The organism is Micromonospora sp. NPDC051296, from assembly GCF_040682255.1.
GTDB classification, from domain to species: domain Bacteria; phylum Actinomycetota; class Actinomycetes; order Mycobacteriales; family Micromonosporaceae; genus Micromonospora; species Micromonospora craterilacus.
In genome coordinates, this window is sequence record NZ_JBFBAO010000053.1 from 1 (window position 1) to 26,348 (window position 26,348).

The 26,348-nt window shown below is 70.7% G+C and carries 25 protein-coding genes and 2 pseudogenes; 12 read left to right on the forward strand and 15 right to left on the reverse strand.

Going from position 1 to position 26,348, the window contains the following annotated elements; genetic code table 11:
- Positions 1-210 precede the first annotated feature (210 nt).
- Positions 211-738 (reverse strand): methylated-DNA--[protein]-cysteine S-methyltransferase, encoded by a 528-nt coding sequence (locus AB0M52_RS08735; protein WP_363950790.1) that lies wholly within the window; start codon positions 736-738, stop codon positions 211-213.
- Positions 735-2,174, reverse strand: a complete 1,440-nt coding sequence (locus tag AB0M52_RS08740; protein WP_363950793.1) for an AlkA N-terminal domain-containing protein — start codon at positions 2,172-2,174, stop codon at positions 735-737. Before AB0M52_RS08740 ends, AB0M52_RS08735 begins: the two co-directional genes overlap by 4 nt.
- Before the next feature lie 209 nt (positions 2,175-2,383).
- Between AB0M52_RS08740 and AB0M52_RS08745 the strand changes: the two genes are divergently transcribed.
- Positions 2,384-2,869 carry a hypothetical protein gene (locus AB0M52_RS08745; RefSeq protein WP_363950796.1) on the forward strand — a complete coding sequence of 162 codons (486 nt, stop codon included), beginning with the start codon at positions 2,384-2,386 and terminating at the stop codon, positions 2,867-2,869.
- A gap of 204 nt (positions 2,870-3,073) precedes the next feature.
- On the opposite strand, the gene AB0M52_RS08750 is transcribed toward AB0M52_RS08745, so the two are convergent.
- Positions 3,074-3,661, reverse strand: coding sequence for an exonuclease (locus tag AB0M52_RS08750; RefSeq protein ID WP_363950799.1), 588 nt, complete (start codon positions 3,659-3,661; stop codon positions 3,074-3,076).
- A gap of 106 nt (positions 3,662-3,767) precedes the next feature.
- Between AB0M52_RS08750 and ychF the strand changes: the two genes are divergently transcribed.
- Positions 3,768-4,853 carry a redox-regulated ATPase YchF gene (gene ychF, locus AB0M52_RS08755; protein ID WP_363950802.1) on the forward strand — a complete coding sequence of 362 codons (1,086 nt, stop codon included), beginning with the start codon at positions 3,768-3,770 and terminating at the stop codon, positions 4,851-4,853.
- Positions 4,854-4,864: 11 nt separating this feature from the next.
- Here ychF and AB0M52_RS08760 read toward each other — a convergent pair whose 3' ends face one another.
- From AB0M52_RS08760 to AB0M52_RS08775, 4 genes are all read right to left on the reverse strand, one after another.
- Entirely contained in the window at positions 4,865-5,212 is a 348-nt protein-coding gene (locus AB0M52_RS08760; RefSeq protein ID WP_363950805.1) for a hypothetical protein, read from the reverse strand.
- A gap of 197 nt (positions 5,213-5,409) precedes the next feature.
- On the reverse strand, positions 5,410-6,675 hold the full coding sequence (locus AB0M52_RS08765; protein ID WP_363950808.1) for an alpha/beta hydrolase: 1,266 nt from the start codon (positions 6,673-6,675) through the stop codon (positions 5,410-5,412).
- Between the two features lie 244 nt (positions 6,676-6,919).
- Complete coding sequence (locus tag AB0M52_RS08770; protein WP_363950811.1) at positions 6,920-7,648, reverse strand: ElyC/SanA/YdcF family protein; 729 nt, start codon at positions 7,646-7,648, stop codon at positions 6,920-6,922.
- Between the two features lie 96 nt (positions 7,649-7,744).
- A complete protein-coding gene (locus AB0M52_RS08775; RefSeq protein ID WP_363950814.1) occupies positions 7,745-8,476 on the reverse strand; it encodes a class I SAM-dependent methyltransferase in 732 nt (243 codons plus the stop codon).
- Positions 8,477-8,685: 209 nt separating this feature from the next.
- Here AB0M52_RS08775 and AB0M52_RS08780 point away from each other — a divergent pair, with 209 nt between their 5' ends.
- From AB0M52_RS08780 to AB0M52_RS08790, 3 genes and pseudogenes are all read left to right on the forward strand, one after another.
- Entirely contained in the window at positions 8,686-9,111 is a 426-nt protein-coding gene (locus AB0M52_RS08780; RefSeq protein WP_363950817.1) for an HNH endonuclease signature motif containing protein, read from the forward strand.
- Positions 9,112-9,470: 359 nt separating this feature from the next.
- Positions 9,471-9,569, forward strand: a pseudogene (locus tag AB0M52_RS08785) (DivIVA domain-containing protein); the annotation flags it as partial.
- Positions 9,569-9,767: pseudogene (locus AB0M52_RS08790) on the forward strand (hypothetical protein); the annotation flags it as partial. The pseudogenes AB0M52_RS08785 and AB0M52_RS08790, both read left to right, overlap by 1 nt.
- A 131-nt stretch (positions 9,768-9,898) precedes the next feature.
- Here AB0M52_RS08790 and AB0M52_RS08795 read toward each other — a convergent pair.
- Positions 9,899-10,261, reverse strand: coding sequence for a PH domain-containing protein (locus AB0M52_RS08795; protein ID WP_363950820.1), 363 nt, complete (start codon positions 10,259-10,261; stop codon positions 9,899-9,901).
- Between the two features lie 56 nt (positions 10,262-10,317).
- Positions 10,318-11,214, reverse strand: a complete 897-nt coding sequence (locus AB0M52_RS08800; protein ID WP_363950823.1) for a LysR family transcriptional regulator — start codon at positions 11,212-11,214, stop codon at positions 10,318-10,320.
- Positions 11,215-11,266: 52 nt separating this feature from the next.
- Between AB0M52_RS08800 and AB0M52_RS08805 the strand changes: the two genes are divergently transcribed.
- Positions 11,267-11,734: a VOC family protein gene (locus tag AB0M52_RS08805; protein ID WP_363950824.1), complete on the forward strand. Its 468-nt coding sequence runs from the start codon at positions 11,267-11,269 to the stop codon at positions 11,732-11,734.
- A 51-nt stretch (positions 11,735-11,785) separates the two neighbouring features.
- Here AB0M52_RS08805 and AB0M52_RS08810 read toward each other — a convergent pair whose 3' ends face one another.
- Positions 11,786-12,109: a pterin dehydratase gene (locus AB0M52_RS08810; RefSeq protein ID WP_363950827.1), complete on the reverse strand. Its 324-nt coding sequence runs from the start codon at positions 12,107-12,109 to the stop codon at positions 11,786-11,788.
- Positions 12,110-12,292: 183 nt separating this feature from the next.
- On the opposite strand from AB0M52_RS08810, the gene AB0M52_RS08815 reads away from it, so the two are divergent.
- Positions 12,293-12,736 (forward strand): (deoxy)nucleoside triphosphate pyrophosphohydrolase, encoded by a 444-nt coding sequence (locus tag AB0M52_RS08815; RefSeq protein WP_363950830.1) that lies wholly within the window; start codon positions 12,293-12,295, stop codon positions 12,734-12,736.
- Between the two features lie 211 nt (positions 12,737-12,947).
- On the opposite strand, the gene AB0M52_RS08820 is transcribed toward AB0M52_RS08815, so the two are convergent.
- The 5 genes from AB0M52_RS08820 to AB0M52_RS08840 all read right to left on the reverse strand — a co-directional run bounded on the left by AB0M52_RS08820 (position 12,948) and on the right by AB0M52_RS08840 (position 20,017).
- The gene (locus AB0M52_RS08820; RefSeq protein ID WP_363950833.1) at positions 12,948-14,015 is read right to left on the reverse strand and encodes a succinate dehydrogenase/fumarate reductase iron-sulfur subunit; all 1,068 of its coding nucleotides are present in this window, start codon (positions 14,013-14,015) and stop codon (positions 12,948-12,950) included.
- Positions 14,015-15,973 (reverse strand): fumarate reductase/succinate dehydrogenase flavoprotein subunit, encoded by a 1,959-nt coding sequence (locus tag AB0M52_RS08825; protein WP_363950835.1) that lies wholly within the window; start codon positions 15,971-15,973, stop codon positions 14,015-14,017. Before AB0M52_RS08825 ends, AB0M52_RS08820 begins: the two co-directional genes overlap by 1 nt.
- A 32-nt stretch (positions 15,974-16,005) precedes the next feature.
- Positions 16,006-16,827, reverse strand: coding sequence for a hypothetical protein (locus AB0M52_RS08830; protein ID WP_363950838.1), 822 nt, complete (start codon positions 16,825-16,827; stop codon positions 16,006-16,008).
- 269 nt (positions 16,828-17,096) lie between these two features.
- Positions 17,097-18,584: a metallopeptidase TldD-related protein gene (locus AB0M52_RS08835; RefSeq protein ID WP_363950841.1), complete on the reverse strand. Its 1,488-nt coding sequence runs from the start codon at positions 18,582-18,584 to the stop codon at positions 17,097-17,099.
- A complete protein-coding gene (locus tag AB0M52_RS08840) occupies positions 18,581-20,017 on the reverse strand; it encodes a TldD/PmbA family protein (RefSeq protein WP_363950844.1) in 1,437 nt (478 codons plus the stop codon). Before AB0M52_RS08840 ends, AB0M52_RS08835 begins: the two co-directional genes overlap by 4 nt.
- A gap of 228 nt (positions 20,018-20,245) precedes the next feature.
- Between AB0M52_RS08840 and AB0M52_RS08845 the strand changes: the two genes are divergently transcribed.
- From AB0M52_RS08845 to AB0M52_RS08865, 5 genes are all read left to right on the forward strand, one after another.
- A complete protein-coding gene (locus AB0M52_RS08845) occupies positions 20,246-21,280 on the forward strand; it encodes an ABC transporter ATP-binding protein (RefSeq protein WP_363950847.1) in 1,035 nt (344 codons plus the stop codon).
- On the forward strand, positions 21,277-22,296 hold the full coding sequence (locus AB0M52_RS08850) for an oligopeptide/dipeptide ABC transporter ATP-binding protein (RefSeq protein ID WP_363950849.1): 1,020 nt from the start codon (positions 21,277-21,279) through the stop codon (positions 22,294-22,296). Before AB0M52_RS08845 ends, AB0M52_RS08850 begins: the two co-directional genes overlap by 4 nt.
- Positions 22,293-23,312, forward strand: a complete 1,020-nt coding sequence (locus tag AB0M52_RS08855) for an ABC transporter permease (protein WP_363950851.1) — start codon at positions 22,293-22,295, stop codon at positions 23,310-23,312. Before AB0M52_RS08850 ends, AB0M52_RS08855 begins: the two co-directional genes overlap by 4 nt.
- Before the next feature lie 7 nt (positions 23,313-23,319).
- Positions 23,320-24,306 (forward strand): ABC transporter permease, encoded by a 987-nt coding sequence (locus AB0M52_RS08860; protein WP_363950853.1) that lies wholly within the window; start codon positions 23,320-23,322, stop codon positions 24,304-24,306.
- 145 nt (positions 24,307-24,451) lie between these two features.
- On the forward strand, positions 24,452-26,194 hold the full coding sequence (locus AB0M52_RS08865; RefSeq protein WP_363950855.1) for an ABC transporter substrate-binding protein: 1,743 nt from the start codon (positions 24,452-24,454) through the stop codon (positions 26,192-26,194).
- The last annotated feature ends 154 nt before the right edge of the window (positions 26,195-26,348 follow it).

A 26,348-nucleotide genomic window follows, 5' to 3' on the forward strand; every position in this document is an offset into this window, starting at 1 on the left:
CACGGCGATGCCCGCGGCGGTGGCGGCGAGCCCGGCGAGCATCAGCCAGCTGAACTCCACGGCGTGCGGACGCAGATAATGGCGCAGCCGCCAGAGGTTGCGCAGCGGATGCCGACGGATCTCGCCCCGGTCGGCCGGGCCGCCTCCGCTCCCCGCAGCCACTACCCGACGGTAGCGGCAAATGGGAGCGGTGCCGGTGTCGGCTTGTTGTCAGCTGCGTTGCCGTTCCGGGTGGCCGGTCTCGTGACCGAGGAGCCACTCCTTCACGGGCAGTCCCCAGCGGTAGCCGCCCAGCGTCCCGTCGGTACGCAACACCCGGTGGCAGGGAACGAACAGGGCGGCGGCGTTGCGGGCGCAGGCCGCCGCGGCGGCACGCACGGCGGCGGGGCGGCCGGCCAGCCGGGCGTACGCGGTGTAGGTGACCGGTTCGCCCGGTTTCACCTCGCGCAGCACCAGCCAGGCGTGGGGCAGGAACGTGCCGCCGCTGTGCTGCTCGACCGGGACCGCGTCGATCGCGGTCAGCTCGCCGTCGAGGTACCGGGCGACGGCAGCGGTGACCGCGCCGAGTTCACCCCGCTGGCGCAGCTCACCGCGCAGGCTGGGGTGGACCAGCGGCAGCAGGTCCGCCGGGTCGGCCGTGAAACCGGCGGCCCGCACCGCGCCGTCCGGGCCGGCGAGGACGCTGAACGCGCCGACCGGCGTGTCGACACGGGCACTGTCGATGATCGTGTTGTTCACGCTGCTCTCCAAAGTCGGATCACCGCGTACGACCGCCAGGGGCGCCAGCGGGCGGCGTACGCGTCGAGGGTCTTCGGGTCGTCGGGCAGGCCGAGCGCGCCGGCGCCCCGGCGTACCGCGAGGTCGGTCGGGATGAACACGTCCGGGTCGCCGAGCGCGCGCATCGCCACGTAGCCCGCCGTCCACGGCCCGATTCCCGGGATGGCGGTCAACTGCCGCGCAATCTCCGCCCGATCCCCACCCGACGCCAGATCGAGCTCCCCATCGGCCACCGCCCGCGCCAACGCCCGGATCGTCTCCCGCCGCCCCACCGGCATCCGAAACCCCGCGTCCGGCACCCCCAACACCTCCTCCGCCCCCGGAAACCCCCGCGTGGGGGCGGCGGAGTCGGCGGTGGGGGTGGGGGTGGGGAGGTGGGTTAGAAGGTGGGTGAGGGTGGTGCGGGCGGAGGGTAGGGAGACCTGCTGGGTGGCGACGGCGCGGACGGCCATCTCGAAACCGTCGACCGCGCGGGGAACGCGGACGCCGGGCTCGGCGGCCACGGCGGCGGCCAGCGCCGGGTCGGCGCCGAGCGTCTGGTCGACGGCGACCGGGTCCGCGTCGAGGTCGAACAGGCGCCGGCAGCGGGCCACGGCGGGAGCCAGGTCGCGCAGGTCGGTGAGCTGCAGCGTCGCCGCCACGTACCCGTCCGCCGGGGTCAGGGCCGCCTCGCCGGTGCCGTGCGGCAGTCGCAACCCCCGGCGGTACGTCCCGTCGCGCACCTCGTCCACCCCCGGCAGCGTGCGCCGGGCGAGAAAGTCGAGCAACGCGGTGGCGTGCAGCGGGGGACGGTACGCCAACCGCAGGGTGACCGTGCCCGCCCCGCCGGCGGCCGCCCGGCGGCCGCTGCGCAACTGCGACGGGGCCGCACCGTAGACCTCGCGGACGGTGTCGTTGAACTGCCGGACACTGCCGAACCCGGCGGCGAACGCGATCTCGGCCATGCCCAGGTTGGTGGTCTCGATCAGGGTACGGGCGGTCTGCGCGCGCTGAGCCCGAGCCAGCGCCAGCGGTCCCGCGCCCAGCTCCGCCCGCAGCATCCGGTGCAGGTGCCGCTCGGTGTACCCGAGCTGGGCGGCCAGCCCGGGCACGCCGGCCCGGTCGACCACCCCGTCGGCGATCAGCCGCATCGCCCGACCCACCACGTCGGCGCGGACGTCCCACTGCGGCGAGCCGGGGGAGGCGTCCGGCCGGCAGCGACGGCAGGCGCGCAGACCGGCGCCCTGGGCCGCCGCCGACGAGGGAAAGAACCGGACGTTCTGTCGCTTCGGGGTCACCGCCGGGCAGGACGGCCGGCAGTAGATCCCGGTCGAGGTCACGCCGGTGTAGAACCAGCCGTCGAACCGCTGGTCGCGGCTGTCGACAGCCCGGTAGCACCGCTCGAAGTCCAGTTCCACGTCACCGATGATGCGCCCCTCCCCAGGCGCCCAGCTGGCGGGATTCGGACCTAGGTGTAAGGAGGGGCCCCTTGTTAACGCCTGCGGTCGAGGAAGGGCCCCTTATTAACACCCGGTCCGGGTGTGCTGCTGCGGGGTTGGTACGAGGCCGCGCAAAGTGTCGGGTGTGGTCGGTAGCGTGCGGCCACCAACTCAAGAAGGGTGCGGCGATGGTGAGCGTGGCGGGTCGGGCGGCAGCGTCGAGGGACGGGCACCCCCCGCCGGACGAGGTCGCGGTCCAGCGCTTCTACGACCGGATGCGTGCGGTTGCCCCCGCCGCGGTCGGTGCCATCGAGCGGGACCGCGCCGGCGACCCGGGCCGCGCCTTCGGCGACACCGCCTGCGGCCGCCTGCTGCGCTCACTCGATCGCGACGGCGCACGGGCGCTGGGCATGTGGGTGCACCACTGGTGCATGCGCTTCTACGACGACGACACCCGGGCCGCGCTGCGGTTGCTCCGAGAGATCGCCGGCCGCCCGGCGCTGGGCTGGACGGCCGACGAGGTCCACTGGATGCTCCGCGAGTCGCGCACCGCCGGGCCGGCCGCCGACGCTCGGTTCACGCTGCCGCTGGCCGCCGCCGCCGAGCTGGCCCCCGGCGCACTGCGGATCGACGCGGTGGTGCCCCGTCAACCCGATCCGACCCAGCGCGCCTGATCCAGTCACCAAGGCGCCGCTGCCGCTCATGGTGCTCGGCGGCGCCACCGGCCCCCCACCACCAGCCCGCTCGGCTCACCCCGATCGTTGGCAGCTGAGCTGCCCGGCACGCCGACGGGCGGCCAGCTCAGCTGCCAACGATCATCGGTGGCCGCTTCATGTGGCACCGGCGGGCGAGGTGGGGGCAGCTCAGCTGCCGACGATTCATCGGTCGGCGGTGCGGGTGGCACCGGGGGGAGGGGACGGGGTGGGGTGGCGGAGCGCGTGGAAGACCTGGGCCAGCTCGGCGGCGTCCTCGCCGGCGTGGTGGGTGTGCGGCACGTCGGCCAGGCCCAGCTCGCGCTTGATGGTGTCCTGGCGGGTCTGCGCCCACTCGCGGCCGGTCTGCCCCATCCAGTAGCTGCGCAGGTCGACGCCGGATCCGGTGACGCCGAACGGGCTGTGGCCGACGAACCGGATGAAGTACCAGTGGACGAACATGCCGTCCCAGACGGCCGGGGCGGCGAGGAACACCGGCCGGCCGATCGTACGCAGCCCGTCGACCCAGATCGCGGCGGCGCCCATCGCCTCTGCCGCGGTGGGCGCCTCGCGCAGCAGCCGGTCCCGGTCGAGCCCGGAGACGGCGAGCGCCTGCGGGACGTACTCGCCGGAGATCGGCTTCAACTCGGTGTAGAAGGTCAACTCCGGGTGGCCGGCGACCGCCATGCCGAGCGAGATCATGCTGTACGGGCCGGGGATCGGCCCGTCGGCCTCGACGTCGACCGCGACGTACAGTTCCGGCAGTCGGCCCATCTCGCCTCCTGGAGTCGCTCGCGTCGGCAGGTTAACAACGCGCCGCCGCCGTAAGGGGGAGCCTGGCTGCCCCCGGAGGCCAGGCACCGGCGTAAGCTGGCTCGTCGTGAGTCTCACCATCGGCATCGTCGGCCTGCCCAACGTCGGCAAGAGCACCCTGTTCAACGCGCTGACCAAGAACGACGTGCTCGCCGCGAACTACCCGTTCGCCACGATCGAGCCCAACGTCGGCGTGGTCGGGCTGCCGGACGAGCGGCTGGACAAGCTCGCAGAGATCTTCACCTCGCAGAAGGTGATCCCCGCCCCGGTGTCGTTCGTCGACATCGCCGGCCTGGTGCGCGGCGCGTCGAAGGGGCAGGGGCGCGGCAACGCGTTCCTGGCCAACATCCGCGACGCCTCCGCGATCTGCCAGGTGGTGCGGGCCTTCTCCGACCCGAACGTGGTGCACGTCGACGGGAAGGTCTCGCCGGCCGACGACATCGAGACGATCAACACTGAGCTGATTCTCGCCGATCTGCAGACGCTCGAGAAGGCGCTGCCCCGGCTGGAGAAGGAGGCCAAGCTCCGCAAGGACCGGGCCGCCGCGGTGACGGCCGCGAAGAAGGCCGTCGACGTGCTGGACGGCGGCACCACCCTCTACGCCGGCGCGGCGGCGGCCGGGATCGAGCTTGAGCACCTGCGGGAGCTGCACCTGCTCACCACCAAGCCGTTCCTGTACGTCTTCAACGTCGACGAGGCCGAGCTGAACAACGCCGCGTTCCTCGACGAGATGCGGGCGCTGGTCGCTCCGGCCGAGGCGGTCTTCATGGACGCCAAGATCGAATCCGAGCTGGTGGACCTGCCCGAGGAGGAGGCCCGCGAGCTGCTGGAGTCGATCGGGCAGTCCGAGCCGGGCCTGAACCAGCTGGTCCGGGTCGGCTTCCGGACGCTCGGGCTGCAGACGTACCTCACCGCCGGCCCCAAGGAGGCGCGGGCCTGGACCGTCCCGGTCGGCGCGACCGCGCCGGAGGCCGCCGGGGTGATCCACTCCGACTTCCAGCGCGGCTTCATCAAGGCCGAGGTCGTCTCCTACGCCGACCTGGTCGGGGCCGGCTCGATGGCCGCCGCGAAGGCGGCGGGCAAGGTCCGCATCGAGGGCAAGGAGTACGTGATGCAGGACGGCGACGTCGTGGAGTTTCGCTTCAACGTCTGAGCCACTACTGGCTACATCCAGATGTACTCCTCGGCGATGGCTCCGTCGCGCCATCTCGCCACGGTCACCATTCGGCTGCCGTCCTCCAGTTCGCCCACCACGCAGGTCCACTCTCCTGACCCGAAACCGATGGGGTGGGACTTGATCTGGACGGGTGTTCCACCGGTGCTTCTGACGAACGCCTGCATGGCGTCGATGTGCTCCCGGACGCCGTGAGTCGGCGATTGCCCTCTCATTTCGACGAGCACGTCATCGGTGTGGTAGCGGGCGAACGCTCCGTTCCAGTCCGCCGAGTTCCACCCGTTGAAGTCGAGTTCGTCCATAGCCTTCAGGTTGCGGGTGACCTGGTCGTCGGTCATGGCGCAGCCTCCTTCCCACGGCTCGTCCGCGACACCTCGCGGGACTCAGTCTAAGGAGACGTACCGGATTGATCGGGCGAATGTTGCGAGCCGGTCAAACGCCGAGTGGTGCGCGAGAGCGACCCCTGGGGCGAACTGGTCAGGCTCCACCGGCGAGACCGCCGGCGGAGCCTGACGCTTGAAGGAGTTGGCCGGGCTCAGTGCTTTCCGACCGCCCTGAAGGTCAGGACCTTGGTCTCCTCGACGTTGCCGTTGCGGTCGATGGAGCGGTACTCGAACAGCCGCTCGCCGTTGCCGTCGACCTTGACCGGGCGGTTGTAGGTGGTCCACTTTCCGTTGTTGACGCGATATTCGGTGGTGGCGACGCCAGAGCCCCAGCCGTCCTCGGCCGTGAGCGACACGACAGCCTTGACGTACCAGCCCTGGCCCGTGATCGCGTCGGAGGTCAGCTTCGCGGTGGTGACCGGCGCGTCGACCTCCCCCGACACGAAGGCGCGGTGGAGGAAATCGGCGATGTACGCGTAGTTGGGCTCCGTCCCGCCGGTGAACCCCTGGGTGATCGTCTCGGCGCAGTCGAGGCTCTTGAAGACGGTCTGGTTCTGCGCCTGGCTGGTGTTCCCCAAGTACGAGTGCGCGTGGCCGGCGCCGGGGACCGAGTGGAAGGTGGCGTCGTGGCAGTTGGCCCGCATCGCCTCGTAGAGAATCCGGCTCTGCCCGTGGGGTACGAGGTTGTCCGCCGTACCGTGGAAGATCAGGAAGGGCGGGTCGTCGGCGCTGACGTAGTTGACCGGGTTCGCGCGCTGCGTCAGCTCCGGGCAGGTCTGGATCGCGCAGCCGATCAGCTGTGACTCCGGCGACGTCGGGGAGTCGTGCACGATGATCGACCGTTCCTGGTAGTCCATCAGCTGGAAGTTCGTCGGTCCGTAGAAGTCCACGACGGCCTGGACCCGGCTGGATACGCCGGTGACGCCGGTGGTGCCCTCAAGTTCCTCGCTGACGCCGCCGGTCACGCCCGCCATGGTGGCCGTCCAGCCACCCGACGAGTTGCCCGCGATCGCGAAGCGCGACGGGTCGAGCCCGTACTCGTCTGCGTTGTGACGCAGCCACCGGATTGCCGCCTTGATGTCGTGCAGCTGGCCGGGGAACTTCACCTGGGAGCTGGACCGGATGCTCACTCCCGCCACGGCGAAGCCGAGTGGGCGCAGCTGGTTCGCCCAGGTGCTCGCTCCGGTCTTGCCGGTGTCGCTGGTCCACGCCGATCCGGAAGTCCAGATGAGCAGCGGTACCGGCTTGCCCGCTGCGCGCTCGGGCAGGAAGAGGTCCAGACGGTTGCCCTGCGTATTGGCGGGGACCGGCGGGGTGAAGGCGATGTTCGTGATCGTGGTCTCGGGGAGCGTTGCCGCCGCCTCGGAATTCTGCGCGGCTGCCGGCGCCGTGGCCAGGCTGGTGATCAGCCCGACCATCGTGACAAGTGCGACCGACCGCCGGCCGATCCACTTTCGGCTGCTGTCCTGTCGCTCGCGAGCTGCTCGGCATTGTTAATCCCGCGTAAATCCCACGTCAAAGGAGTGCTTCCACTCAGCGGATGCCGGGGCAGGGTGCAGTCGGACCGATCGGCCTCAGTGGTCGCGGCCTATTTCGCCAAAATGTGGAATACAACAGGCCTTTGTGGACGGCCAGCCGGGCGAGCCAGTCTACGAGTTGAGTTCAGCTGGCGTGGAGGGCGTCGTCGACGCCGGTCTCGCGGCGTCCGAGGTGCACCGGATCGCGGCCGGACAGCACATCCATCGCGGCCTTCATACTGGCGCCGTATTCGCGGGCGGAGGCGAACTGCCAGGTCCGGCCGTACTCGCGGGCGGTGTCGTCACCGACGCCGATGGCGTCGACGCCGAGATTCCGGCACACCGTGACAGCACGGGCCAGGTGGAAGGACTGGGTCACCACCGTCGCCCGGTCCACGCCGAAGATCCGCTTGGCCCGGGCGCACGAGTCGTACGTGTCGAAGCCGGCGTAGTCCAGCACCACCTTGTCGGCCGGCACCCCCCGGTCGACCAGCCAGCGCTGCATCGCCTCCGGCTCGTTGTACTCGTGGCGCATGTTGTCGCCGGAGACCAGGATCGCCTGGACCTTCCCGGTGGCGTACAGCTCGCGGGCGATCTCCAGTCGCGCGGTGAGGAACGGCGACGGAGTGCCATCCGTCTGGACCCGGGTGCCCAGCACCAGGGCGACCGGCGCCTCGGGCACGCTCTCCACCGTGTACGTCCGCCCATCGGCGCCGGACCGGATCCAGCTCACGCTGGCCCAGCTGCCGGCGGCCAGCAGCACGGTGCCGATGGCGGCGGCCAGCGCGACCCGGCGCGGCCAGCGGCCCCGGCCGCCGTCCCGCACCCGCCGCAGTGTGGCTACCAGGGACGTACGGATCGACATGCGGATCATTATCCCAGGCCACTGCGAGCGCATCGCCCCGTCCGCTCGGGACGGCACGGCGGTACGGGCACGGAGCGGCGGATCCGTGCCCGTACCGTGGCGTGGTCAGCCGAGCCGGTAGACGGAGACGTGCGAGGTGCTGTCCCGGCCGAACGGGGTGCGGTCCCAGTCGGCGTACCGCTCGGCGAGGCAGAACCCGGCCCGCTCTGCCAGCTCGTCGATCTGGTGAGGCCACATGTACCGCATGGCGAAGGGGTGCAGGTGCACCCCCGTACCGTCGAAGGTGACGGTCTGCCGGAGGAACGTCTGCGCCTCGCGGTCGTACCGGTGCAGCCGGATGGCGGCCGAGTCCTCGGTCACCGACCAGGGCTGCACCCGTTCGTTCCGGTCGAAGTCCGCCGGGTCGGGCACGAACGCCTCGATGACGAACGCGCCGCCGGGCTCCAGCACCCGTGCGACGTTGCGGAAGCAGTCCGCCTGTCGCTCGGCCTTGACCAGGTTGAACAGCGTGTTGAAGACCAGGTAGGCCATCCGGTACGGGCCGGACACCGGCACGTCCGCCATGTCGCCGATGGCGACCGGGATGGTGTCGCCGCCGGGCTTGGCGCGCAAATTCCCGACCATCTCCGGTGACGCCTCGACGCCCTCGACGGCGGGGCCGCGGGCGGCGAGCGCGAGGGCGACCCGGCCGGTGCCGATGGCGAGTTCCAGCACCCGGCCATCCCCGGCCAGGTCGGCGAGGAAGGCCACCGCAGCCGTCGGGTCGGGGTTGCCGGGCTCGTCGTAGGTGTCGGCCCAGAGCCGGCCGAAGTGTCCCGGGTCGTCGAAGACCGACATCAGCGGCCTCCGTTGGTGCTACCGGCGCCGTACGGCGCCTTGATCGTGGGAATCCACGTACTCACGAAGCCTCGATTCGATGGAGTCGACGGTGATTGCTCGCTGGACGGGCGTCGTGGCGTGCCTCATGTCGTTCGCTCCCTTCGATCGGCTGACCTCCACCCAACACGCATCGATGCGAGGCGGCAACAGGTTTCTGCGATACGGCGATGCCGGGCTGGAGCCGTGACCGAGGTCAACTTCTGGCGACCGTCGGGAGGGTCGTTTCGAGCACTGACACCGGGAGAGCCATTTCTCTCCTCAAGGCGCACTACCCGCTCAACCGGATCGTCGGCGGCGGCTTTTTCAGCGGCTTCGAGCGGCTAAGAATCTCCGAGGCATGGGAGTTGTTCGGCGAGGCCAACGGCACTGCCAGTCTTGATGAGCTGAGGCGAAGAGTCGGCCGATATCGTAGGCAGTCGATCGCGCCCAAGGAAGACAACGGGCTGCTGCTCAAATCCGATGTGCACATCCTCTTTGACCGCGGCTATCTCGGCGTAGATCCTAAGTACCGGCTCCATCCCGTCCGGACCCGAGATCTTGGACAGTTCCCGTTAGGCCAGAACGGAAACTGTCCAAGATCTCGGACGAATTAAACAATCAACGCCATTGTGCGAGGCTTGCAGCGGATCGGTGGTCCCGGCGAGTGCTGGGGCAGCGTGGTTTGGGCGGGGGCGAATCAATGCTAGGCAGGGGTGAGTGAGTTCAATTTCGTCGCCGGGTAGAACTTCGACCCCGCCTGCGGCATCGCGGACCCTCCAGGACGGGCACGCCCTCGTCGAGTTGAAGGTCGCGCCGCTCGGCGCCGGTCGGCATCCGGGCGATCGCCGAGCTGCCGGCGGCAAGTTCGATCCTTCGGCGCTCGGCGCTCGGCGCTCGGTGATCTCCCGAACGTAGCTGCCGTGTCCGCGCACCGTGGGGATCAGGCCCTCGGACCTGGCCGCTGTCTAGAACGCTCGGCACCAGTCGGCAGGAGACCGCTCGGGTCAAGGATGCGCTGCGCCGCTGGCAGTCCGAGCAGGCCCGCCGGGCCACCGCGGGCGAGCGGTACTGATGGTCGACCGGCAGCGCTTCGTCATCCATCTACCGGTAGTCGCCGGGGACCTGATCGGCACCGTACGCCTGGCCCGGGTGGTGGCGCGCTGGTCGAGCCTGCTTGCCCCACACCGATCCCGGCGAGACCACCGTCTCGGCCGCGGACGACCAGGGCGTACGCCATCGGGTCTTTTGTGACCTGCGACTGCCCGGCGGCTGCCCCCGTGAGCGGGTCGCCGTCCGGACGGCTCGTGTCCATGCCTGGGGGCGTCGGAGGGTTGGTGGTTTCGCCCGCTGGTCGAACCGTGAGCGGTGCCTGGCAATGCTCCGGCTGGTTCGTGACGCTGGTCAGCTGATGTAGTGCAGGATGACGTTGTGCACGTGGTGGCTCTTCTGGTCACCCCGGAACTCCACCTCGTAGGTGTGAGTGCCGACGTGGATGGCGATGGCGCCGGTGGAGAAGAACGACCCGCCCCACGACTTGTTGCTGACCACGCTCACGCTGGTGATCTTCGAGTACGGGATGCTGGTGATCGCGTACCGCTTGCCGACGAAGGAGCGGTCCTGGATGATCACGCGGCGGTCGGTCAGCCCGATGAACCCGGTGCCGGTGCCGACGGCGTCGTAGACGGCGATGATCTGTTCTCCGTCGAGCAGGCCGCTCTGGATCTGCTGGAACTGCTCCTTGCGGTCGTACGTCGCGTTGGTCATGGACCCCACGGTAGGTCGCCCGTGCCAGCTACCGGATTTTGCTGCCCGTCGCTGGCTCAGGCGGCCGGGTCGACTTGGTGGGCGTCGCTGGCGGCGCGGACGAAGGCGCGGACCCGGGCGGTGGTGTTGTCCTCCCGCCAGACCAGACCGCGCCGGATCGGCGGCGCGTCGCGGATCGGCACGTACGCCACGTCGGGGCGCGGGTAGTAGTGCCGGGCCTGCTCGCCGACCGGCAGCACCCCGCGGCCCATCGCCACCAGGGTCAGCATCTCGGAGAAGGTGTTGCCCACCGGGCCGCGGGGCACCGGGTGACCGGCTGGGGTGTGCTCCGGCGTGCGGTCGCGCTTGAACTCCGCGGAGGTCGCCGCCGGGTACTGCACCACCGGGTGGTCGGCGAGCACCTCCAGGGAGACGGATTCGGCGTGGGCCAGTCGGTGGTTCGCGGCCACCGCGAGCACCCGCGCCTCGGACAGCAGCGGCGGCCCGCAGGCCATCCCGTCGAAGGGGTACGCGGCGATGAGGATGTCGACCGTTCCGTCCTCCAGGCTCTGCCGGGAGTTGAACAGCTGCACCTCGCGTACCTCGACCTGGCACTCCGGGTGCCGTCGGGTGAACAGCTCAACGGCCCTGAGCAGCACCGGCGCGGTCCACTCACCGAGGAAGGCGACCCGCAGCCGCCCGGTGACGCCGCGTCCCGCCTCGGTGGCCCGGCGTACCGCCTCGGCCATGCCGGCGACCAGCGGCGTCAGGTCGTCGGCGAGCTGCCGACCGATCGGGGTGAGCCGCACGACCCGGCTGGTCCGGGCGAACAGTGGCGCCCCGATCCGGCGTTCCAACTTCTTCACCACATGGCTGACCCGGCCGGTGGTGACCCGCAGCCGCTCGGCGGTCCGGCCGAAGTGCAGCTCCTCGGCGAGGGTGAGGAAGGTCTCGACCTCGTATCGCTCCAGCACGCCGGTGCCCCCATCGTTGACCGTGGCTCAACGATCGTAATGCGATCCCGGCTTGGTCGCGGCTGCCGGCCGGCGGATGGTGGACGGCATGAACATGAACTATCCGTCAGCCGCGGAGGGCGAGGTGGGCGGCGTCCGGGTCACCGGCTTCGACCATCTGGTGCTCAACGTGGCCGACGTCGAACGCGCCCTCGACTTCTACTGCAATCGGCTCGGCCTGGCCCCGGTCCGGGTCGCGGAATGGCGAGCCGGGCGGGTGCCCTTCCCGTCGGTACGGGTCACCGCGGACACCATCATCGACCTGGTCCACCGCGACCGTGGCGGTTCCAACGTCGACCACTTCTGCCTGGTCGTGGCACCGCTCGACTGGCAGCGCGTGATCGACTCGGGTGCCTTCACCGTGCTCGAAGGGCCGGTCGGGCGGTTCGGCGCGCGGGGCGATGCCGTGTCGCTCTACGTCCGCGATCCGGACGGCAACTCGGTCGAGCTGCGCTGGTACCCGCAGGATGCCGAGGGCTGAGCGCCCGTCCCGGTCACGCCGGCCTGGGCGCGGTCGAACTGCCTCGCGTGGTCAGCTCGGGCGACCGTCGCCCGGCTCCGCCACCGCGCGGTACGCGTCCTCGATGCGGGCAGCCAGTAGTACCTCACCCTCGGTGAGCGGAGTGCTGCCATGCCCGACGCAGATCTGGGTGTGGTCGGCGCGCCGGCTGATCTCCGGCCGCAGGTGCAGCGCGTCGGCGACCACCTTGACCCGTTCGGTCAGCGCCGCGTGCTGCGTGTCGTCGATGACGAGTGTGCGGCGGATTTGCTCGCCCTCCCGCGTCCACCCGTTCAGTAGGGTGAGGGCGTCGCTGAGGTAGTCGAGCTTCGCCCGACCGCCGAACAGCGCACGCATTACCGCACCTCCCAGGCTTCGTTGCCGGCTTGTGGCCAAATCGTCGCCGCCCCGTGTCTTGTCGGTGCCCCTAGTCTTACGCCGCAACGGAGGGTGTGTCCACGCCCACACTTCCGGGTATTCCTGGCCTGACGGTCGGCCAAGGTACCCAAACCGCCGATTGATCTGGCACGCTGGACGGCCGTGTGGACCGAACGGGCGAATGGCGGCGGACAGGCCGCCCGGCGGGACCTGAAGGTGATCGTCGGTGCGGCCATCATCGAGAACGGGCGGGTGCTGGCCTGTGCCCGGTCCGCTCCGCCCGAGGTGGCGGGCATGTGGGAGTTCCCCGGCGGCAAGGTCGAGCCGGGCGAGAGCGAGACGGCGGCGCTGGCCCGCGAGTGCGCCGAGGAACTCGCCGTACGCGTCGAGGTCGGCGAGCGGGTCGGCCGCAACGTCCGGATGGCGCACGGCCGGTCGGTGCTCAAGGTGTACGCGGCCCGCCTGCTGTACGGCGACCGGCCCAAGGCGCTGGAGCACTCCGCGCTGCGTTGGCTCTCCGCCGCCGAACTGGACACCGTCACCTGGCTCCCCGCCGACGCCCCCATCGTCGCCGCCCTCCGTCCCCTGCTGACCCAAGCCCCCTGACCCCAACCGGACCCCGGCGATCGGCCCGCTCGCATTGCTCTCCCGCCCGGTTGACCATGAAGTTGGCGGGTGTTGTGGAGATCAAAATGCCCGCAAACTTCATGATCAACCGGGTTGGGGGCGAGGGGTGGGGTGGGGCGGCAGGGTGGGGTGGAAACGGGGACGGGGGCCGCGGCGGCTGCCGCGGCCCCCGTCCCGGGGTTCGGGGTGCTCAGTGCTTGTCGTCCTGCTCGGGGTGGGCGAAGTTCAGGTGCTCCGGAGGCAGGGGGAAGGTCACGTCGTCGCCGAACGGCGAGGGTGCCGCCGCCCGGTCGAAGGTGAGCTCCGTCAGCGGCAGCCGGCCGCTCGCGTCGACCGCCGGGGCGGTCGGGTGCGGCACCTCCCGGTGCCAGTTGACGCCCTGCTGGGCCTGCGTCTCCGACGCGGTGTCGTGCGAGCCGCCCGCGTGCGAGTGCGTACCGCCGCCCGCCGCGTGGGAGCGCACGGCACCCTGGGAGTGTTCGCTGGTCACGAAGGTCTGAGGCACCTGACCCCTCCGGAAGATCTTGCTACCGAGCCACACAAGTGGATCGTACCTGCGGTCGACGACCCGCTCCTTCATGGGGATGATCCCATTGTCGGTGATCTTGATGTGCTCGGGACAGACCTCGGTGCAGCACTTGGTGATGTTGCAGAAACCGAGACCCTGTTCGGCCTGTGCGTACTCCTTGCGGTCGCTGTTGGTGTCCAGCGGGTGCATGTCCAGCTCGGCGGCGCGGATGAAGTACCGCGGCCCGGAGAACGCCGGCTTGTTCTCGTCGTGGTCGCGGACCACGTGGCAGACGTTCTGGCACAGGAAGCACTCGATGCACTTGCGGAACTCCTGCGAGCGCTCCACGTCGACCTGCTGCATCCGGTAGTCACCGGGCGGCAGGTCGGCCGGGGGAGCGAAGGCCGGGGTCTCCCGCGCCTTCTCGTAGTTGAACGACACGTCGGTGACCAGATCCCGGATGACCGGGAAGGTCCGCAGCGGGGTCACCGTGACCGTCTCGTTCTCCTCGAACGTCGACATTCGGGTCATGCAGCCGAGCTTGGGCATCCCGTTGATCTCCATCGAACAGGAGCCGCACTTGCCCGCCTTGCAGTTCCAGCGGCACGCCAGGTCGGGCGCGTCGGTGGCCTGCAACCGGTGGATCACGTCGAGGACGACCTCGCCCTCGTTCACCTCGACCGTGTAGTCCTGCAGGTCGCCGCCGTCGGCGTCGCCCCGCCAGATCCGGAACTGGCGCTTCGTACCCATCAGCGGTTCTCCTTCTCGGCGGCGCCGGCAGCAGCGCCGGCAGCGGCGGCGTCGGCGGCGGCCAGGGCGTCGAACTCGCTGAGCTCCTCGTCGGTGAGGTACTTGGCCAGTTCCGCGCGGTCGAACAGGCTGATCAACTCGGTGCGCATCTTCGGCAGCGGCTTGCGGTCCAGCCGGACCGTGTCGCCGTCGAGCGAGCAGACCAGGTTGACCCGCCGCCACCCCGGATCCATCGTGGGGAAGTCCTCACGGGTGTGGCCGCCGCGCGACTCCCGCCGCTCCAGCGCCGCCTTGGCGGTGCACTCCGAGACGACCAGCATGTTGCGCAGGTCCAGGGCGAGGTGCCAGCCCGGGTTGTAACGCCGGCCGCCCGAGGCGCTGACCTTCGCCACCCGCTCGCGCAGCTCGGCCAGCCGGACCAGGGCGTCCTCCAGCTCGGCCTCCCGCCGGATGATGCCGACCAGATCTCCCATCACCGCCTGGAGGTCCTGCTGCAAGGTGTACGGGTTCTCGCCGGTGTCCCGTTGCAGCGGAGCCAGGGCGGTCTCCACCGCGGTCTCCACCGCGCTCACCTCCACCCGGGGCCGGGCGGCGAGCTGGTCGACGTACGTGGCGGCGTGGCCGCCGGCCCGCTTGCCGAAGACCAGCAGGTCGGACAGCGAGTTGCCGCCCAGCCGGTTGGAGCCGTGCATGCCGCCGGAGACCTCACCGGCGGCGAACAGGCCGCGCACCGAGCCGTACGCGGCGCCGCTGTCCGGGTCGACCTCGACGCCACCCATCACGTAGTGGCAGGTCGGGCCGACCTCCATCGGCTCCTTCGTGATGTCGACATCGGCCAGCCCCTTGAACTGGTGGTGCATCGACGGCAGGCGACGGCGGATCTCCTCGGCCGGCAGCCGGGAGGCGATGTCCAGGTAGACACCGCCGGCCGGCGTGCCCCGACCCGCCTTGACCTCGCTGTTGATCGCCCGGGCGACCTCGTCCCGGGGCAGCAGCTCCGGCGGGCGCCGGTTGTTGTCCGGGTCGGTGTACCAGCGGTCCGCCTCCTCCTCGGTCTCCGCGTACTGCTTGCGGAAGACGTCGGGGACGTACTCGAACATGAAGCGCTTGCCCTCGGAGTTCTTCAGGACGCCGCCGTCACCGCGTACCGACTCGGTGACCAGGATGCCCTTGACCGAGACCGGCCAGACCATGCCGGTGGGGTGGAACTGGAGGAACTCCATGTTGATCAGGGTCGCCCCGGCCCGCAGCGCCAGCGCGTGACCGTCCCCGGTGTACTCCCAGGAGTTCGAGGTGACCTTGTAGGAGCGGCCGACGCCGCCGGTGGCGAGCACCACGGCGGGCGCCTCGAAGAGGACGAACTCGCCGGACTCGCGGTAGTAGCCGAACGCGCCGGCGACCCGGTCGCCGTCGAGCAGCAGCTCGGTGATGGTGGTCTCGGCGAAGACCTTGATCCGTGCGTCGTACGAGCCGTGGTCGCGCTTGTCCTCCTGCTGCAGCGAGACGATCTTCTGCTGGAGGGTACGGATCAGCTCCAGGCCGGTCCGGTCGCCGACGTGCGCCAGCCGGGGGTACTCGTGACCGCCGAAGTTGCGCTGGGAGATCTTGCCGTCCTTGGTGCGGTCGAACAGCGCGCCGTACGTCTCCAGCTCCCAGATCCGCTGCGGCGACTCCTTTGCGTGCAGCTCGGCCATCCGGAAGTTGTTGAGGAACTTGCCGCCGCGCATGGTGTCGCGGAAGTGCACCTGCCAGCTGTCCCGGCTGTTCACGTTCCCCATGGCTGCGGCGGCGCCACCCTCGGCCATCACCGTGTGCGCCTTGCCGAACAGCGACTTGGAGATGATGGCGGTCCTCTTGCCGGCCAGCCGGGCCTCGATCGCCGCGCGCAGGCCGGCGCCGCCGGCCCCGATCACGACGACGTCGTAGTGGTGTCGCTCGATGCGAGTGGTAGTGCTCATGTCACGGTGAGGATTGGTCATGTCAGGGGCCCTTAGTTGATGAACCGCAGGTCGGAGATCCACTCGGCGGCGACGGACATGACGTAGAAGTCGGTCAGCGCCAGCGTGCCGAGGGTGATCCAGGCGAGCTGCATGTGCCGGACGTTCAGCCAGGAGACGAAGGTCCAGGCCCGGTAGCGGACCGGGTGCTTGGAGAAGTGCTTCAACCGCCCGCCGATGATGTGCCGGCAGGAGTGGCACGAGATGGTGTACGCCCAGAGCATGACCACGTTGCCGAGCAGGATCAGGTTGCCCAGGCCGAACCCGAAGCCCTCGGGGCTGTGGAAGGCCAGGATCGCGTCCCAGGTGTTGATCAGCGAGATGATCGCGGCGAAGTAGAAGAAGTAGCGGTGCGAGTTCTGCACGATCAGCGGGAACCGGGTCTCGCCGCCGTAGGTGGTGTGACCGTCGGGCACCGCGCAGGCCGGCGGCGAGAGCCAGAACGACCGGTAGTACGCCTTGCGGTAGTAGTAGCAGGTGAGCCGGAACAGCAGCAGGAACGGCAGGGTGAACGCGGCGTCCGGGATGATCCACCAGCCGGGGAGGTACTGCCCGAAGTGGGATGCCTCCGGGATGCACCGATCGGTCACGCACGGGGAGTAGAACGGGGTGAGGTAGTGGAACTCCTCGACCCAGTACCACTTGTGCATGAAGACCCGGACCGTCGCGTACGCGATCCACGCGCTGAGCCCGATGACGGTGATCAGCGGGGGGAGCCACCAACGGTCCGTCCGCAACGTCTTCGCCGCGATGGCAGCGCGTGCCCGCGCCCCCCGCGGCCTGTTGGTCGGCGTCGTGGCCGACGATGATGTCATCTCGCGTCGTCTCCCTGACGGGGCCCTTCACGGGCGGCGGAACACTTTCCGATCGGCACGCGGACCGGCGAACCCGCACCCGCTTGCCACGTCATGCGCACACCAACGACCGCCCCGGCGTACCGGAGCAGCTAAGTGACACACGTTACGCCGATCTAGGCGGGCCGTCCGCGCAAGGCAGTGTCCCGTGTGTCCCGCCCTTTGGAAAGCCTCCCGCCATGATCAATATGCGAGCGTCCGAAAAAGATCGACCAGCGGTCGATGGCCGGTCAGCCGGACGCACCGCCGGTGAAGTTCCAGGAGGCCAGCCGCAGCGACGGCGCCTCCCACCAGACGCCGTCCTCGCGGTCCGGCTGGCGTACCGCGCGCCGGCCCACCTCCAGCACCGCGCCGGGCCCGAGCGCTCGCGGGTACGACTCGGTGAAGCGCAGGTCGCGGACCGCGCGGGTGACCCGACCGTCCTCGATCAGCCACAGCCCGTTGCGGGTCAGGCCGGTGATGACCAGACTCTTCGGATCGAGCACGCGGGTATACCAGAGGTCGCTGACCAGTAGGCCCCGCTGCACCCGGGACACCAGGGCGGCGGTGTCCGGATCGGCCACCGCGCCGGCCAGCGGCGCCGCTGGGCCACCGCCGCCCGGGAGGCCCGCACCAGCCGTGCCCGCGCCGCCTGCCGCGCCCGCGCCGCCTGCCGTGCCCGTGCTGGCTGTGCCTGCCGTGCCGGACGGGGCGAGGCGCAGGTTGCGCGGGATCGGGCCGAAGGTGGGGCTGCCGACCCAGGCGTGGCCGGTCGACTCGGCACCCACCTCGGCGGCGCTGCGCCGGTCGTGCGCCACCGCGGTCGTGGTGCCGGCGTCCACCAGGGTCAACATCCGGCTCGGCGTGCCCTCCAGGTCGAATGGCAGCCCGGCGGCGCCGAGCGGGTCGTCGACCAGGGTCACCGCCGGATCGAGCTGGGCCACGCCGGGCTCGGCGAACGACTGCCGCTCGGCGTACCGCTTGCCATTGAAGCCGTACCAGGAGAGGTTCTGCAGCAGGTCGGCGACGGCGGCCGGTTCCAGCACCACCGGGTAACGCCCGGGTGCCAGCTCGACCGGGTCGGCCGCGGCCCGGGCCTTCGCCGCAGCCCGTCGCCCGAGACCGGCACCGTCGAGATCGGCCAGCCGGTCGACACTGAGCCGGGCCGTGCCGTCCGCACCACCGGCCCGGGCGATCCCGTCCATCGCCGCCTCGGCCGTGCGGCCCTGCGCCACCTGGCCGGCCGAGTTGGCGAACGCCGACGCGCCGAACGCCGTGCGACAGTAGCCGGCGGTCTCCAGCCCGCCGGCCGCGTCGACGAACGCCCGGACCAGGGCGGCCCGGTCGTCCGGCCCGGCGTACGCGATGGCCGCGTCCCACCCCGCCGAGGTCGGTGCCGGCACCGGGGGCGTGAGTCCGGGCCAGGCCGGATCGGGCGGGGTGAACCGGGTCGCCGCAAGCACCCGCTCCACCAGTGCGCGCAGCCCGTCGGCGGTGACCGTGCTGCCACCGCCGGCGGCGGTGCGTCCGTCGGCGTGCACCCGCAGCCGGACGTTCACGGCGGACTCGGCGACGTTCTGGTGGATCGCGGAGTTGGCGAACCGGGTCAACGCCAGCTCCGCGCGGGTCACCACCACCTCGGCCTGCGCGCTCGCCCCGGCCAACCGGGCGACGAGTTCCACCACCCGCCCGGCGATCTCCAGCTCCGTGCCGTCAGCGCGGGCGACCTCCGCGGTCATGCCCGCACCCCCACCCGGACGTTGCGGAACCGGGCCGGCGCGGCCGGGTGACCGGTGTGCCCGACCTGGCCGGGCTGACCCTTGCCGCAGTTCGGTGTGCCCCACGAAATGATCTCCGAGGAGAGCATGTCCATCGAGCGCCAGAACAGTGGACCGATGCCGGTGTACGTCGGGTTGCGCAGCATCCGCATCCGCCGGCCGTTGCGGATCTCCCACCCGATCTCGCAGCCGAACTGGAAATTCAGCCGCTTGTCGTCGATGGACCAGGAGCGGTTGACGTCCATCAGCACCCCCTCGTCGGTGGCGGCGACGATCTCCTCCAGGGTGTGCGGGCCGGGCTCCAGGCCCACGTTGGTCATCCGGACCATCGGCAGCCGGGCCCAGCCGTCGGCGCGTACGCTGCCGCCGTAGTCCAGGCCGGCGACGGCGGCCGAGTCCCGCCCAGCCAGCACGCCCACCCACCGTCCGGCGCGTACCGCGTCGCGCTTGACCGCCGGCGAGCCCTCATCGTCGTAGCCGAAGCTGCCCAGCGCGCCCGGGATGGTCGGGTCGATGGTGATGTTCATCAGCTCCGAGCCGTAGCGCAGCGAGCCGAGCTGGGCGAGATCCAGCCACGAGGTGCCGGCGAAAGCCGCCTCCCAGCCGAGGATGCGATCCAGCTCGATGGCGTGCCCGACCGACTCGTGGATCTGCAACGCCAACTGCTCGCCGCCGAGGATCAGGTCGGTCTCGCCGGCCGGGCAGAGCGGCGCGGTCAGCAGCGCCCGCGACTCCTCGGCGATACGCGCCGCGTGGGCGGTCAGGTCGAGGGAGTCGACCAGCTCCCAACCGGTGGTGCCGTACTGGCCGCGGTAGCTCGGCCAGGACCGGCGCTGCGTCTCCCCGTCGCCGATCGAGGTGGCCGAGATGCCGCCGCCGCACTCGCGGATGTGCTGGTCGATGCGGTGGCCCTCGCTGGAGACGAACCACTTCATGGTGTCCCAGACCTGGTAGAGCCCCTCGGCGAGGTCGGCGCCGTGGTCGGCCATCGTGCGGGTGGCGGCCACCAGCAGGTCGCCCTTGGTGGCCAGGGAGATGCCGAGCGGGTCCAGCTCGCAGGGCGAGGACCAGCTCCCGATGGCCGGCGGGGAGGGGACCAGGCCGACGGGCGGCCCGGGGACCAGGCCACTCGCGGTGGCGATCCGAGCGGCGCGGTGGCCGGCATCGCGGGCGGCCCGGTCGGACAGCTCCGGTACGGCGTGGAAGCCCCAGCTCGACCCGACCAGCGCGCGCACGCCCAGCCCGACGTTCTCGTCCTGGGTCAGCGCCTCGACCTCGCCGTTGCGGGCCGACATCGACTCGTAGCGCCGCTCCATCACCCGGGCGTCGGCGTACCGGGCACCCGCGTCCAGCGCGGCCTGTACGGCGGCGCCGGCCGCGTCGAACTCGCTCACGTCAGCACCCCGCTGCGCCCCGCGCCGCTGATTCGCTCGCCATGGCCCGACCCTAGGCGAGCCCACCGACATCCGTCAGGGGACGAGATCCTCCGGCCGGATCGTGGCCCGGACGGGTGCCTCCAGTTCCAGCGTCCCGCCCCGCTTGACCGCGCGTTGTTCGAAGCTTATTTTCAGCTGCACGGTTCTGCTGTAGTTTCCCTCCGTCGGGTGCGGAGGGAGGCGGTCGTGGACCCTTACCTGCGGGTGGACGACCTCCGGGTGGGCTTCACCACCACCGACGGTGTGGTGCGCGCGGTCGACGGGGTGTCCTTCTCGGTCGAGCGCGGACGCACCCTCGGCGTGGTCGGCGAGTCCGGCTCGGGAAAGAGCGTCACCGCGCTGGCGATCCTCGGCCTGCACGACCCCCCGCGGGCCACTGTCACCGGCGAGATCACCCTCGATGGGCGCCAGCTGGTCGGCCGGCCGGAGGCGGAGGTACGCCGGCTGCGCGGCCGGGACATGGCGATGATCTTCCAGGACCCGCTGTCGGCGCTGCATCCGTACTATCCGGTGGGCCGGCAGATCGCCGAGGCGTACCGGGTGCACCATCCCCGGGCCGGGCGGGCCGAGACGCGCCGGCGGGTGGTGGAGATGCTCGGCCGGGTCGGGATCCCGCAGCCGGAGCGGCGCCACGACCAGTACCCGCACGAGTTCTCCGGCGGCATGCGGCAGCGGGTGATGATCGCGATGGCGCTGGTGAACGACCCGGACGTGCTGATCGCCGACGAGCCGACGACGGCGCTGGACGTCACCGTGCAGGCGCAGATCCTGGACCTGCTGGCCGACCTGCAGGCCGAGTTCGGCACGGCGATCGTCCTGATCACCCACGATCTGGGCGTGGTCAGCCAGGTCGCCGACGACGTGCTGGTGATGTATGCCGGCCGGGCGGTGGAGCAGGGCAGCGTCGAGCAGGTGCTGCGCCAGCCGCGGCACCCGTACACCTGGGGGTTGCTGTCCAGCGTGCCGTCGTTGCACGGCGACGCTGACGCGGACCTGAAGCCGATCCCGGGCAGTCCGCCGAGCCTGATCGACGTGCCGGCCGGCTGCGCGTTCCACCCGCGCTGCCGGTACGCCGTGCAGACCGGCGGCCGGTGCCGCACCGAGCTGCCCGAGCTGCGCCCGGCTGGGGCGTCCGGGCACCGGGTCGCCTGCCATCTCTCCACCGAGGAGCGCACCCGGAGCTACGCCGAGGACGTCGCCCGGGTGGGGGTGGCCCGGTGAGCGAGTCGCTGCTGCGGGTACGCGGGCTGACCAAGCACTTCCCGGTACGCGGCGGCCTGCGCCGCGCGGGCCTGGTACGCGCGGTGGACGGGCTGGACTTCGCGGTGCCAGCGGGCGAGACGCTGGGCCTGGTGGGCGAGTCCGGCTGCGGCAAGACCACCACCGGCCGGATGCTCGTGCGGTTGCTGGAGCCGACCGGAGGCAGCATCGAGTTCGCCGGGCGCGACATCACCCATGCCAGCCGCCGCGAGTTGCGCCCGCTGCGGTCGGATCTGCAGATCATCTTCCAGGATCCGTACGCCTCGCTGAATCCCCGCCACACGGTTGGCCGGATCATCGCGATGCCGTTGCAGGTCAACGGGATCACCCCGGCCGGCGGGACGAAGGCCCGGGTGCGGGAGCTGATGGAACTGGTCGGCCTGAACCCGGAGCACTACAACCGGTACCCGCACGAGTTCTCCGGGGGCCAGCGCCAGCGCGTCGGCATCGCCCGGGCGCTGGCGCCGGGGCCCCGGCTGGTGGTGGCCGACGAGCCGGTCTCCGCGCTGGACGTCTCGATCCAGGCCCAGGTGGTCAACCTGCTACGGGGCCTGCAACGCGAGCTGGGTCTGGCCTTCGTCTTCATCGCCCACGACCTGGCCGTGGTCCGGCACTTCTGCCAGCGGGTCGCGGTGATGTACCTCGGCCGGATCGTCGAGGTCGGCGACCGGGACGACATCTACGGACGCCCGCAGCACCCGTACACCCGGGCGCTGCTGTCGGCGGTGCCGGACGTCACGCGCCTCGGTCCGGCCGGGCGGAGCCGGCTCTGCGGCGACGTGCCCACCCCGCTCGACCCGCCGTCGGGCTGCCGGTTCCGCAGCCGCTGCCCGAGGGCACGCGACCGGTGCGCGGTCGAGGAGCCGGCGCTCGTCCGGCGCGACGGCGGTAACCAGGCCACCGCCTGCCACTTCCCGGAGGCGGGGCCGCTCGGCGCGATGCCGGCGGACGGGACGGAGGCAGGGGTGCCGGCATGAGCATGTCGCCGGTGGACGGTGCGGCGCTGGCCGAGATCGAGTCCGGCGGGGCGGCCGGTGCCGCGGCCGGGGGATCCCGGGAGCGCCGGATCGTCGGCCGTTCGCCCGGGCAGCTCGCCTGGCTGCGGCTGCGCCGCGACCGCACCGCGCTGGTCAGCGGGGCGATGCTGGTTCTGTTCGTGCTGGTGGCGCTCGCCGCCCCGCTGATCGAGCTGGTCTACGGCATCGGCCCACGGGACCAGTTCCAGAGCAAGCTGGACGGGTTCGGCATGCCGCTCGGCTACGCCGGAGGTGTCTCCGGCGACCACTTCTTCGGGCTGGAACCCGGGCTGGGGCGGGACATCTTCATCCGCCTCGTCCACGGCCTGCGTACGTCGTTGTTCATCGCGTTCGCGGCGGCGGTGCTCACCGCCGTGATCGGCGTGGTGCTCGGCACGCTGGCCGGCTACCTGGGTGGCTGGCTGGACGCGGTGGTCAACTGGATCACCGATCTGACCCTCGCCCTGCCCTTCCTGGTCATCGCGCTCGCCCTGATGCCGACGCTGACCCTGCGTTTCTACGGCCAGCGGGACGCGGTGCCGCCGGCCTTCGGGGTCGGGGTGCTGATCGCGATCTTCGCCGTCTTCGGCTGGACCAGCACCGCCCGGCTGGTCCGCGGCCAGGTGATCGCGCTGCGCGAGCGGGAGTTCGTGGAGGCGGCCCTGGCCAGCGGGGCGGGGCTCGGCCACATGCTGTTCCGGCAGTTGCTGCCGAACACCTGGGCCCCGATCCTGGTGTCCTTCTCGCTCGCGGTGCCGCAGTTCATCACCAGCGAGGCGGCGCTGTCGTTCATCGGCGTCGGGCTGACCGAGGAGACCCCGAGCTTCGGCCGGATGATCTACCAGAGCCTGGACTACCTCCAGACCGACCCGGCGTTCGTCTTCTTCCCCGGCGTCATGATCTTCGCGCTGGTGTTCGCCTTCAACCTGTTCGGGGACGCGCTACGCGACGCGCTCGACCCGAAGTCGTCGAGGTAGGGAACCTATGGCGCGTTTCCTGGTCAAGCGGACCCTCTCGGCGGTGCTCACCCTCTTCGCGGTCAGCGTGCTGACCTTCCTGATGTTCTTCGCGCTGCCGCGCGACCCGGTCAGCGGCATGTGCCCGAAGAACTGCAACCCGGAGCGGCTGGAGCGGGTGCGCCAGGAGTTGGGCCTACGCGATCCGCTGGTGAGCCAGTACGCGGGCTACATGAAGGGCATCGTCACCGGGCGGGATCTGGGCAGCGCCCAGGGCGGGCGCTGTGACGCGCCGTGCCTGGGCTGGTCGTACGTCAACAACGAGGCGGTCACCGACACGCTCGCCCGGGTACTGCCGGTGACGCTGAGCATCGTCATTCCGGCGGCGATCCTGTGGCTGCTGCTCGGAGTGGGTCTGGGCATGATCTCCGCGCTGCGTCGGGGCACCTGGCTGGACCGGGCGGCGATCGGCTTCTCGCTCACCGGTGCCTCGTTGCAGCTGTACTTCGTCGGCGCGGTGCTGCTGCTGGTCTTCGTCTACACGCTGCGCTGGTTGCCGGTGCCGGGCTACACGTCGCTGTTCGAGGATCCGCTGCGCTGGGCCAGTGGGCTGGTGCTCGCCTGGGTGTCGCTGGCGTTCCTGTTCTCCGCGATCTACGCCCGGCTGTTCCGGGCCCAGATGCTGGAGACGCTCAGCGAGGACTTCGTCCGTACCGCGCGGGCCAAGGGCCTGGGCCGGACGGGGGTGTACGGGCGGCACGCGCTGCGCGCGGCGATCACGCCGGTGGTGACCGTCGCCGGGTTGGACGTGGGCGCGGCGCTCGGCGGCACGGTGATCACCGAGACGACCTTCGGCATCCAAGGGCTCGGCCGGACGGCGGTCGAGGCCGTACGCGCCGGTGACCTGCCGACCATCATGGCCACGGTGCTGGTCGCGGCGGTCTTCGTGGTGCTGGCGAACGTGCTGGTGGACCTGCTCTACGCGGCCATCGACCCGCGGGTCCGGCTCGGCTGAGTCGCGCGGGGCCGGCTGAATCCCGGGGTGCACCGACCGTCGCTGGCGGAATTTATCGGCAATAGTTACATACTTCGAAGGTTTTCTTTACGATCCTCGGGATGCCGGTGTCCGGCCGGCGACACCTGGGTGGAGGAGGTAGCGGATGAGACCACGCGTGGCGGCCGCGGCTGGTGGCGCGATCGCACTGGTGGTAGCGCTGGGAGCCTGCACGAAGAACACCGGCGAAGGCGCCACTGTGGACAACGAACGGCAGCAGACCGGAGTCATCGCCACCGACCCGAAGGACTCGATGGGGCCGGCCCCGGCGGTGGACGGAGCCCAGGCCGGGGGGACCTTCACCATCATCCGGGAGACCCCCATCTCCCACCTGGACCCGCAGCGGACGTACTCGTTCGCGGGCCTGATGGCCGCGCCGCTGTTCGCGCGTTTCCTCACCACCTGGAAGGACGACGGCAAGGGCAACCTGGTCCTGGTCGGCGACCTGGCCGAGACGCCGGGCAGCAACGTCAACAACGACTGCAAGGTCTGGGAGTTCAAGATCAAGGATGGGGTGAAGTTCGAGGACGGCCGGCCGGTCACCGCGAAGGAGATCGCGTACGGCATCGCCCGTTCCTTCGACCCGGACCTCAGCGGCGGCCCCACCTACCTACAGGAGTGGCTGGCCGACACCCCGCAGTACGACACCAGGTGGGACTTCAAGGCCAACCGCACCGCGCTGCCGCCCGGCCTGACCACGCCGGACGACCGCACGCTGCGCTTCGAGTTCGCCAAGCCCCGCTGCGACCTGCCGTTCGCGGTGTCGCTGCCGGCCACCGCGCCGCTGCCGCCGGACAAGGACACCGGGGTCAACCTCGGCAACGCGCCCTTCTCGTCCGGGCCGTACAAGGTCACCCAGTACCAGGCGGGCGTCGAGATCGTGATGGAGCGCAACGAGCACTGGGATCCGGACACCGACCCGGTACGCCACCAGTACCCGGACCGGTTCGTCTGGAGCTTCGGCCCGACTCCGGACGCCGCGGCCAACCGGGTGATCGCCGACAACGGTGCCGACCAGAGCGCCCTGTCGTGGAACTACGTGCCCGCGTCGCTGGTGGCCCGGGTCGCGGGCGACGCGGCGCTGCGGTCCCGGACCATCCTGTCCCCGACGCCCAGCGCCAACCAGTTGGTCATCAACAACCAGCGGGTCACCGACCTGAAGGTGCGCCAGGCACTCAACTACGCCGTCGACCGGGAGGGTCTGGTCAAGGTGCTGGGTGGGCAGAACATCGCCGCGCCGATGACCACGCTGATGCCGCCGGCCACCATCGGCTACCAGGCGTACGACGCGTACCCGGCGGGACCGAACGGCGATCCGGAGAAGGCGCGGGAACTGCTCGGCGGGCAGACCCCGGAGCTGGTCCTCGGCGCGGCCGACAGCTCGGTCGAGCAGCAGGTGGCGACGCAGCTCAAGGGCAACCTGGAGCGGGCCGGATTCAAGATCACGATTCGGAACATCCCGGACGACGCGAAGCTCGAAGAGATCAAGAAGAAGGACAACCCCTGGGATTTGTACCTCGGCTCCTGGGCCGCCGACTGGCCGAGCGGCGCGTCGATCCTGCCGGTGCTCTACGACGGTCGCAGCATCAAGGCCGAGGGCAACAGCAACCAGGCGTACTTCGACGACCCCACGATCAACGCCGAGTTCGACCGGATCCTCACCCTGTCCCCGGCCGAGCAGGGCCCGGAGTGGGCGAAACTCGATGAGCGGATCATGAAGGAGCACGCCCCGGTGGTCCCGCTCTACGTCGACGTGGCGTACCTGGTGCACGGCTCGAAGGCCGGCGGGATCTTCGTCTCCAGCGTCTTCGGCTACCCGTCCTTCGTCAACGCCCACCTGAAGCCCTGAGGTGTAAGGAAGGGCCCCTTTTTAACGCCTCGTGCATAGCAGGGGCCCCCTCTTAACAGCTTGGGTTCTAGGGGTCGTTGCAACAGCTGATCGTTTCAGGGGTTGCGATGTTCCAGGTTCGCGGGGATCGAGGGCCGCAGGGTCGTAAGAAGCT

Coding starts and splice junctions, on each gene's coding strand:
- AB0M52_RS08765 (WP_363950808.1), bottom strand. CDS start 6,675: ATGGTCGGGCTGATCACCAGCCTGGCCACGGCGCCGGCAGCCGCGCAG.
- AB0M52_RS08835 (WP_363950841.1), bottom strand. CDS start 18,584: ATGACCGCGGAGGTCGCCCGCGCTGACGGCACGGAGCTGGAGATCGCC.
- AB0M52_RS08775 (WP_363950814.1), bottom strand. CDS start 8,476: ATGTCGGTCTTCGACGACCCGGGACACTTCGGCCGGCTCTGGGCCGAC.
- AB0M52_RS08860 (WP_363950853.1), top strand. CDS start 23,320: ATGGCGCGTTTCCTGGTCAAGCGGACCCTCTCGGCGGTGCTCACCCTC.
- AB0M52_RS08830 (WP_363950838.1), bottom strand. CDS start 16,827: ATGACATCATCGTCGGCCACGACGCCGACCAACAGGCCGCGGGGGGCG.
- AB0M52_RS08780 (WP_363950817.1), top strand. CDS start 8,686: ATGCCGGGCTGGAGCCGTGACCGAGGTCAACTTCTGGCGACCGTCGGG.
- AB0M52_RS08750 (WP_363950799.1), bottom strand. CDS start 3,661: ATGGGCCGACTGCCGGAACTGTACGTCGCGGTCGACGTCGAGGCCGAC.
- AB0M52_RS08810 (WP_363950827.1), bottom strand. CDS start 12,109: ATGCGTGCGCTGTTCGGCGGTCGGGCGAAGCTCGACTACCTCAGCGAC.
- AB0M52_RS08745 (WP_363950796.1), top strand. CDS start 2,384: ATGGTGAGCGTGGCGGGTCGGGCGGCAGCGTCGAGGGACGGGCACCCC.
- AB0M52_RS08825 (WP_363950835.1), bottom strand. CDS start 15,973: ATGAGCACTACCACTCGCATCGAGCGACACCACTACGACGTCGTCGTG.
- AB0M52_RS08770 (WP_363950811.1), bottom strand. CDS start 7,648: ATGATCCGCATGTCGATCCGTACGTCCCTGGTAGCCACACTGCGGCGG.
- AB0M52_RS08855 (WP_363950851.1), top strand. CDS start 22,293: ATGAGCATGTCGCCGGTGGACGGTGCGGCGCTGGCCGAGATCGAGTCC.
- AB0M52_RS08760 (WP_363950805.1), bottom strand. CDS start 5,212: ATGACCGACGACCAGGTCACCCGCAACCTGAAGGCTATGGACGAACTC.
- AB0M52_RS08795 (WP_363950820.1), bottom strand. CDS start 10,261: ATGACCAACGCGACGTACGACCGCAAGGAGCAGTTCCAGCAGATCCAG.
- AB0M52_RS08865 (WP_363950855.1), top strand. CDS start 24,452: ATGAGACCACGCGTGGCGGCCGCGGCTGGTGGCGCGATCGCACTGGTG.
- AB0M52_RS08820 (WP_363950833.1), bottom strand. CDS start 14,015: ATGGGTACGAAGCGCCAGTTCCGGATCTGGCGGGGCGACGCCGACGGC.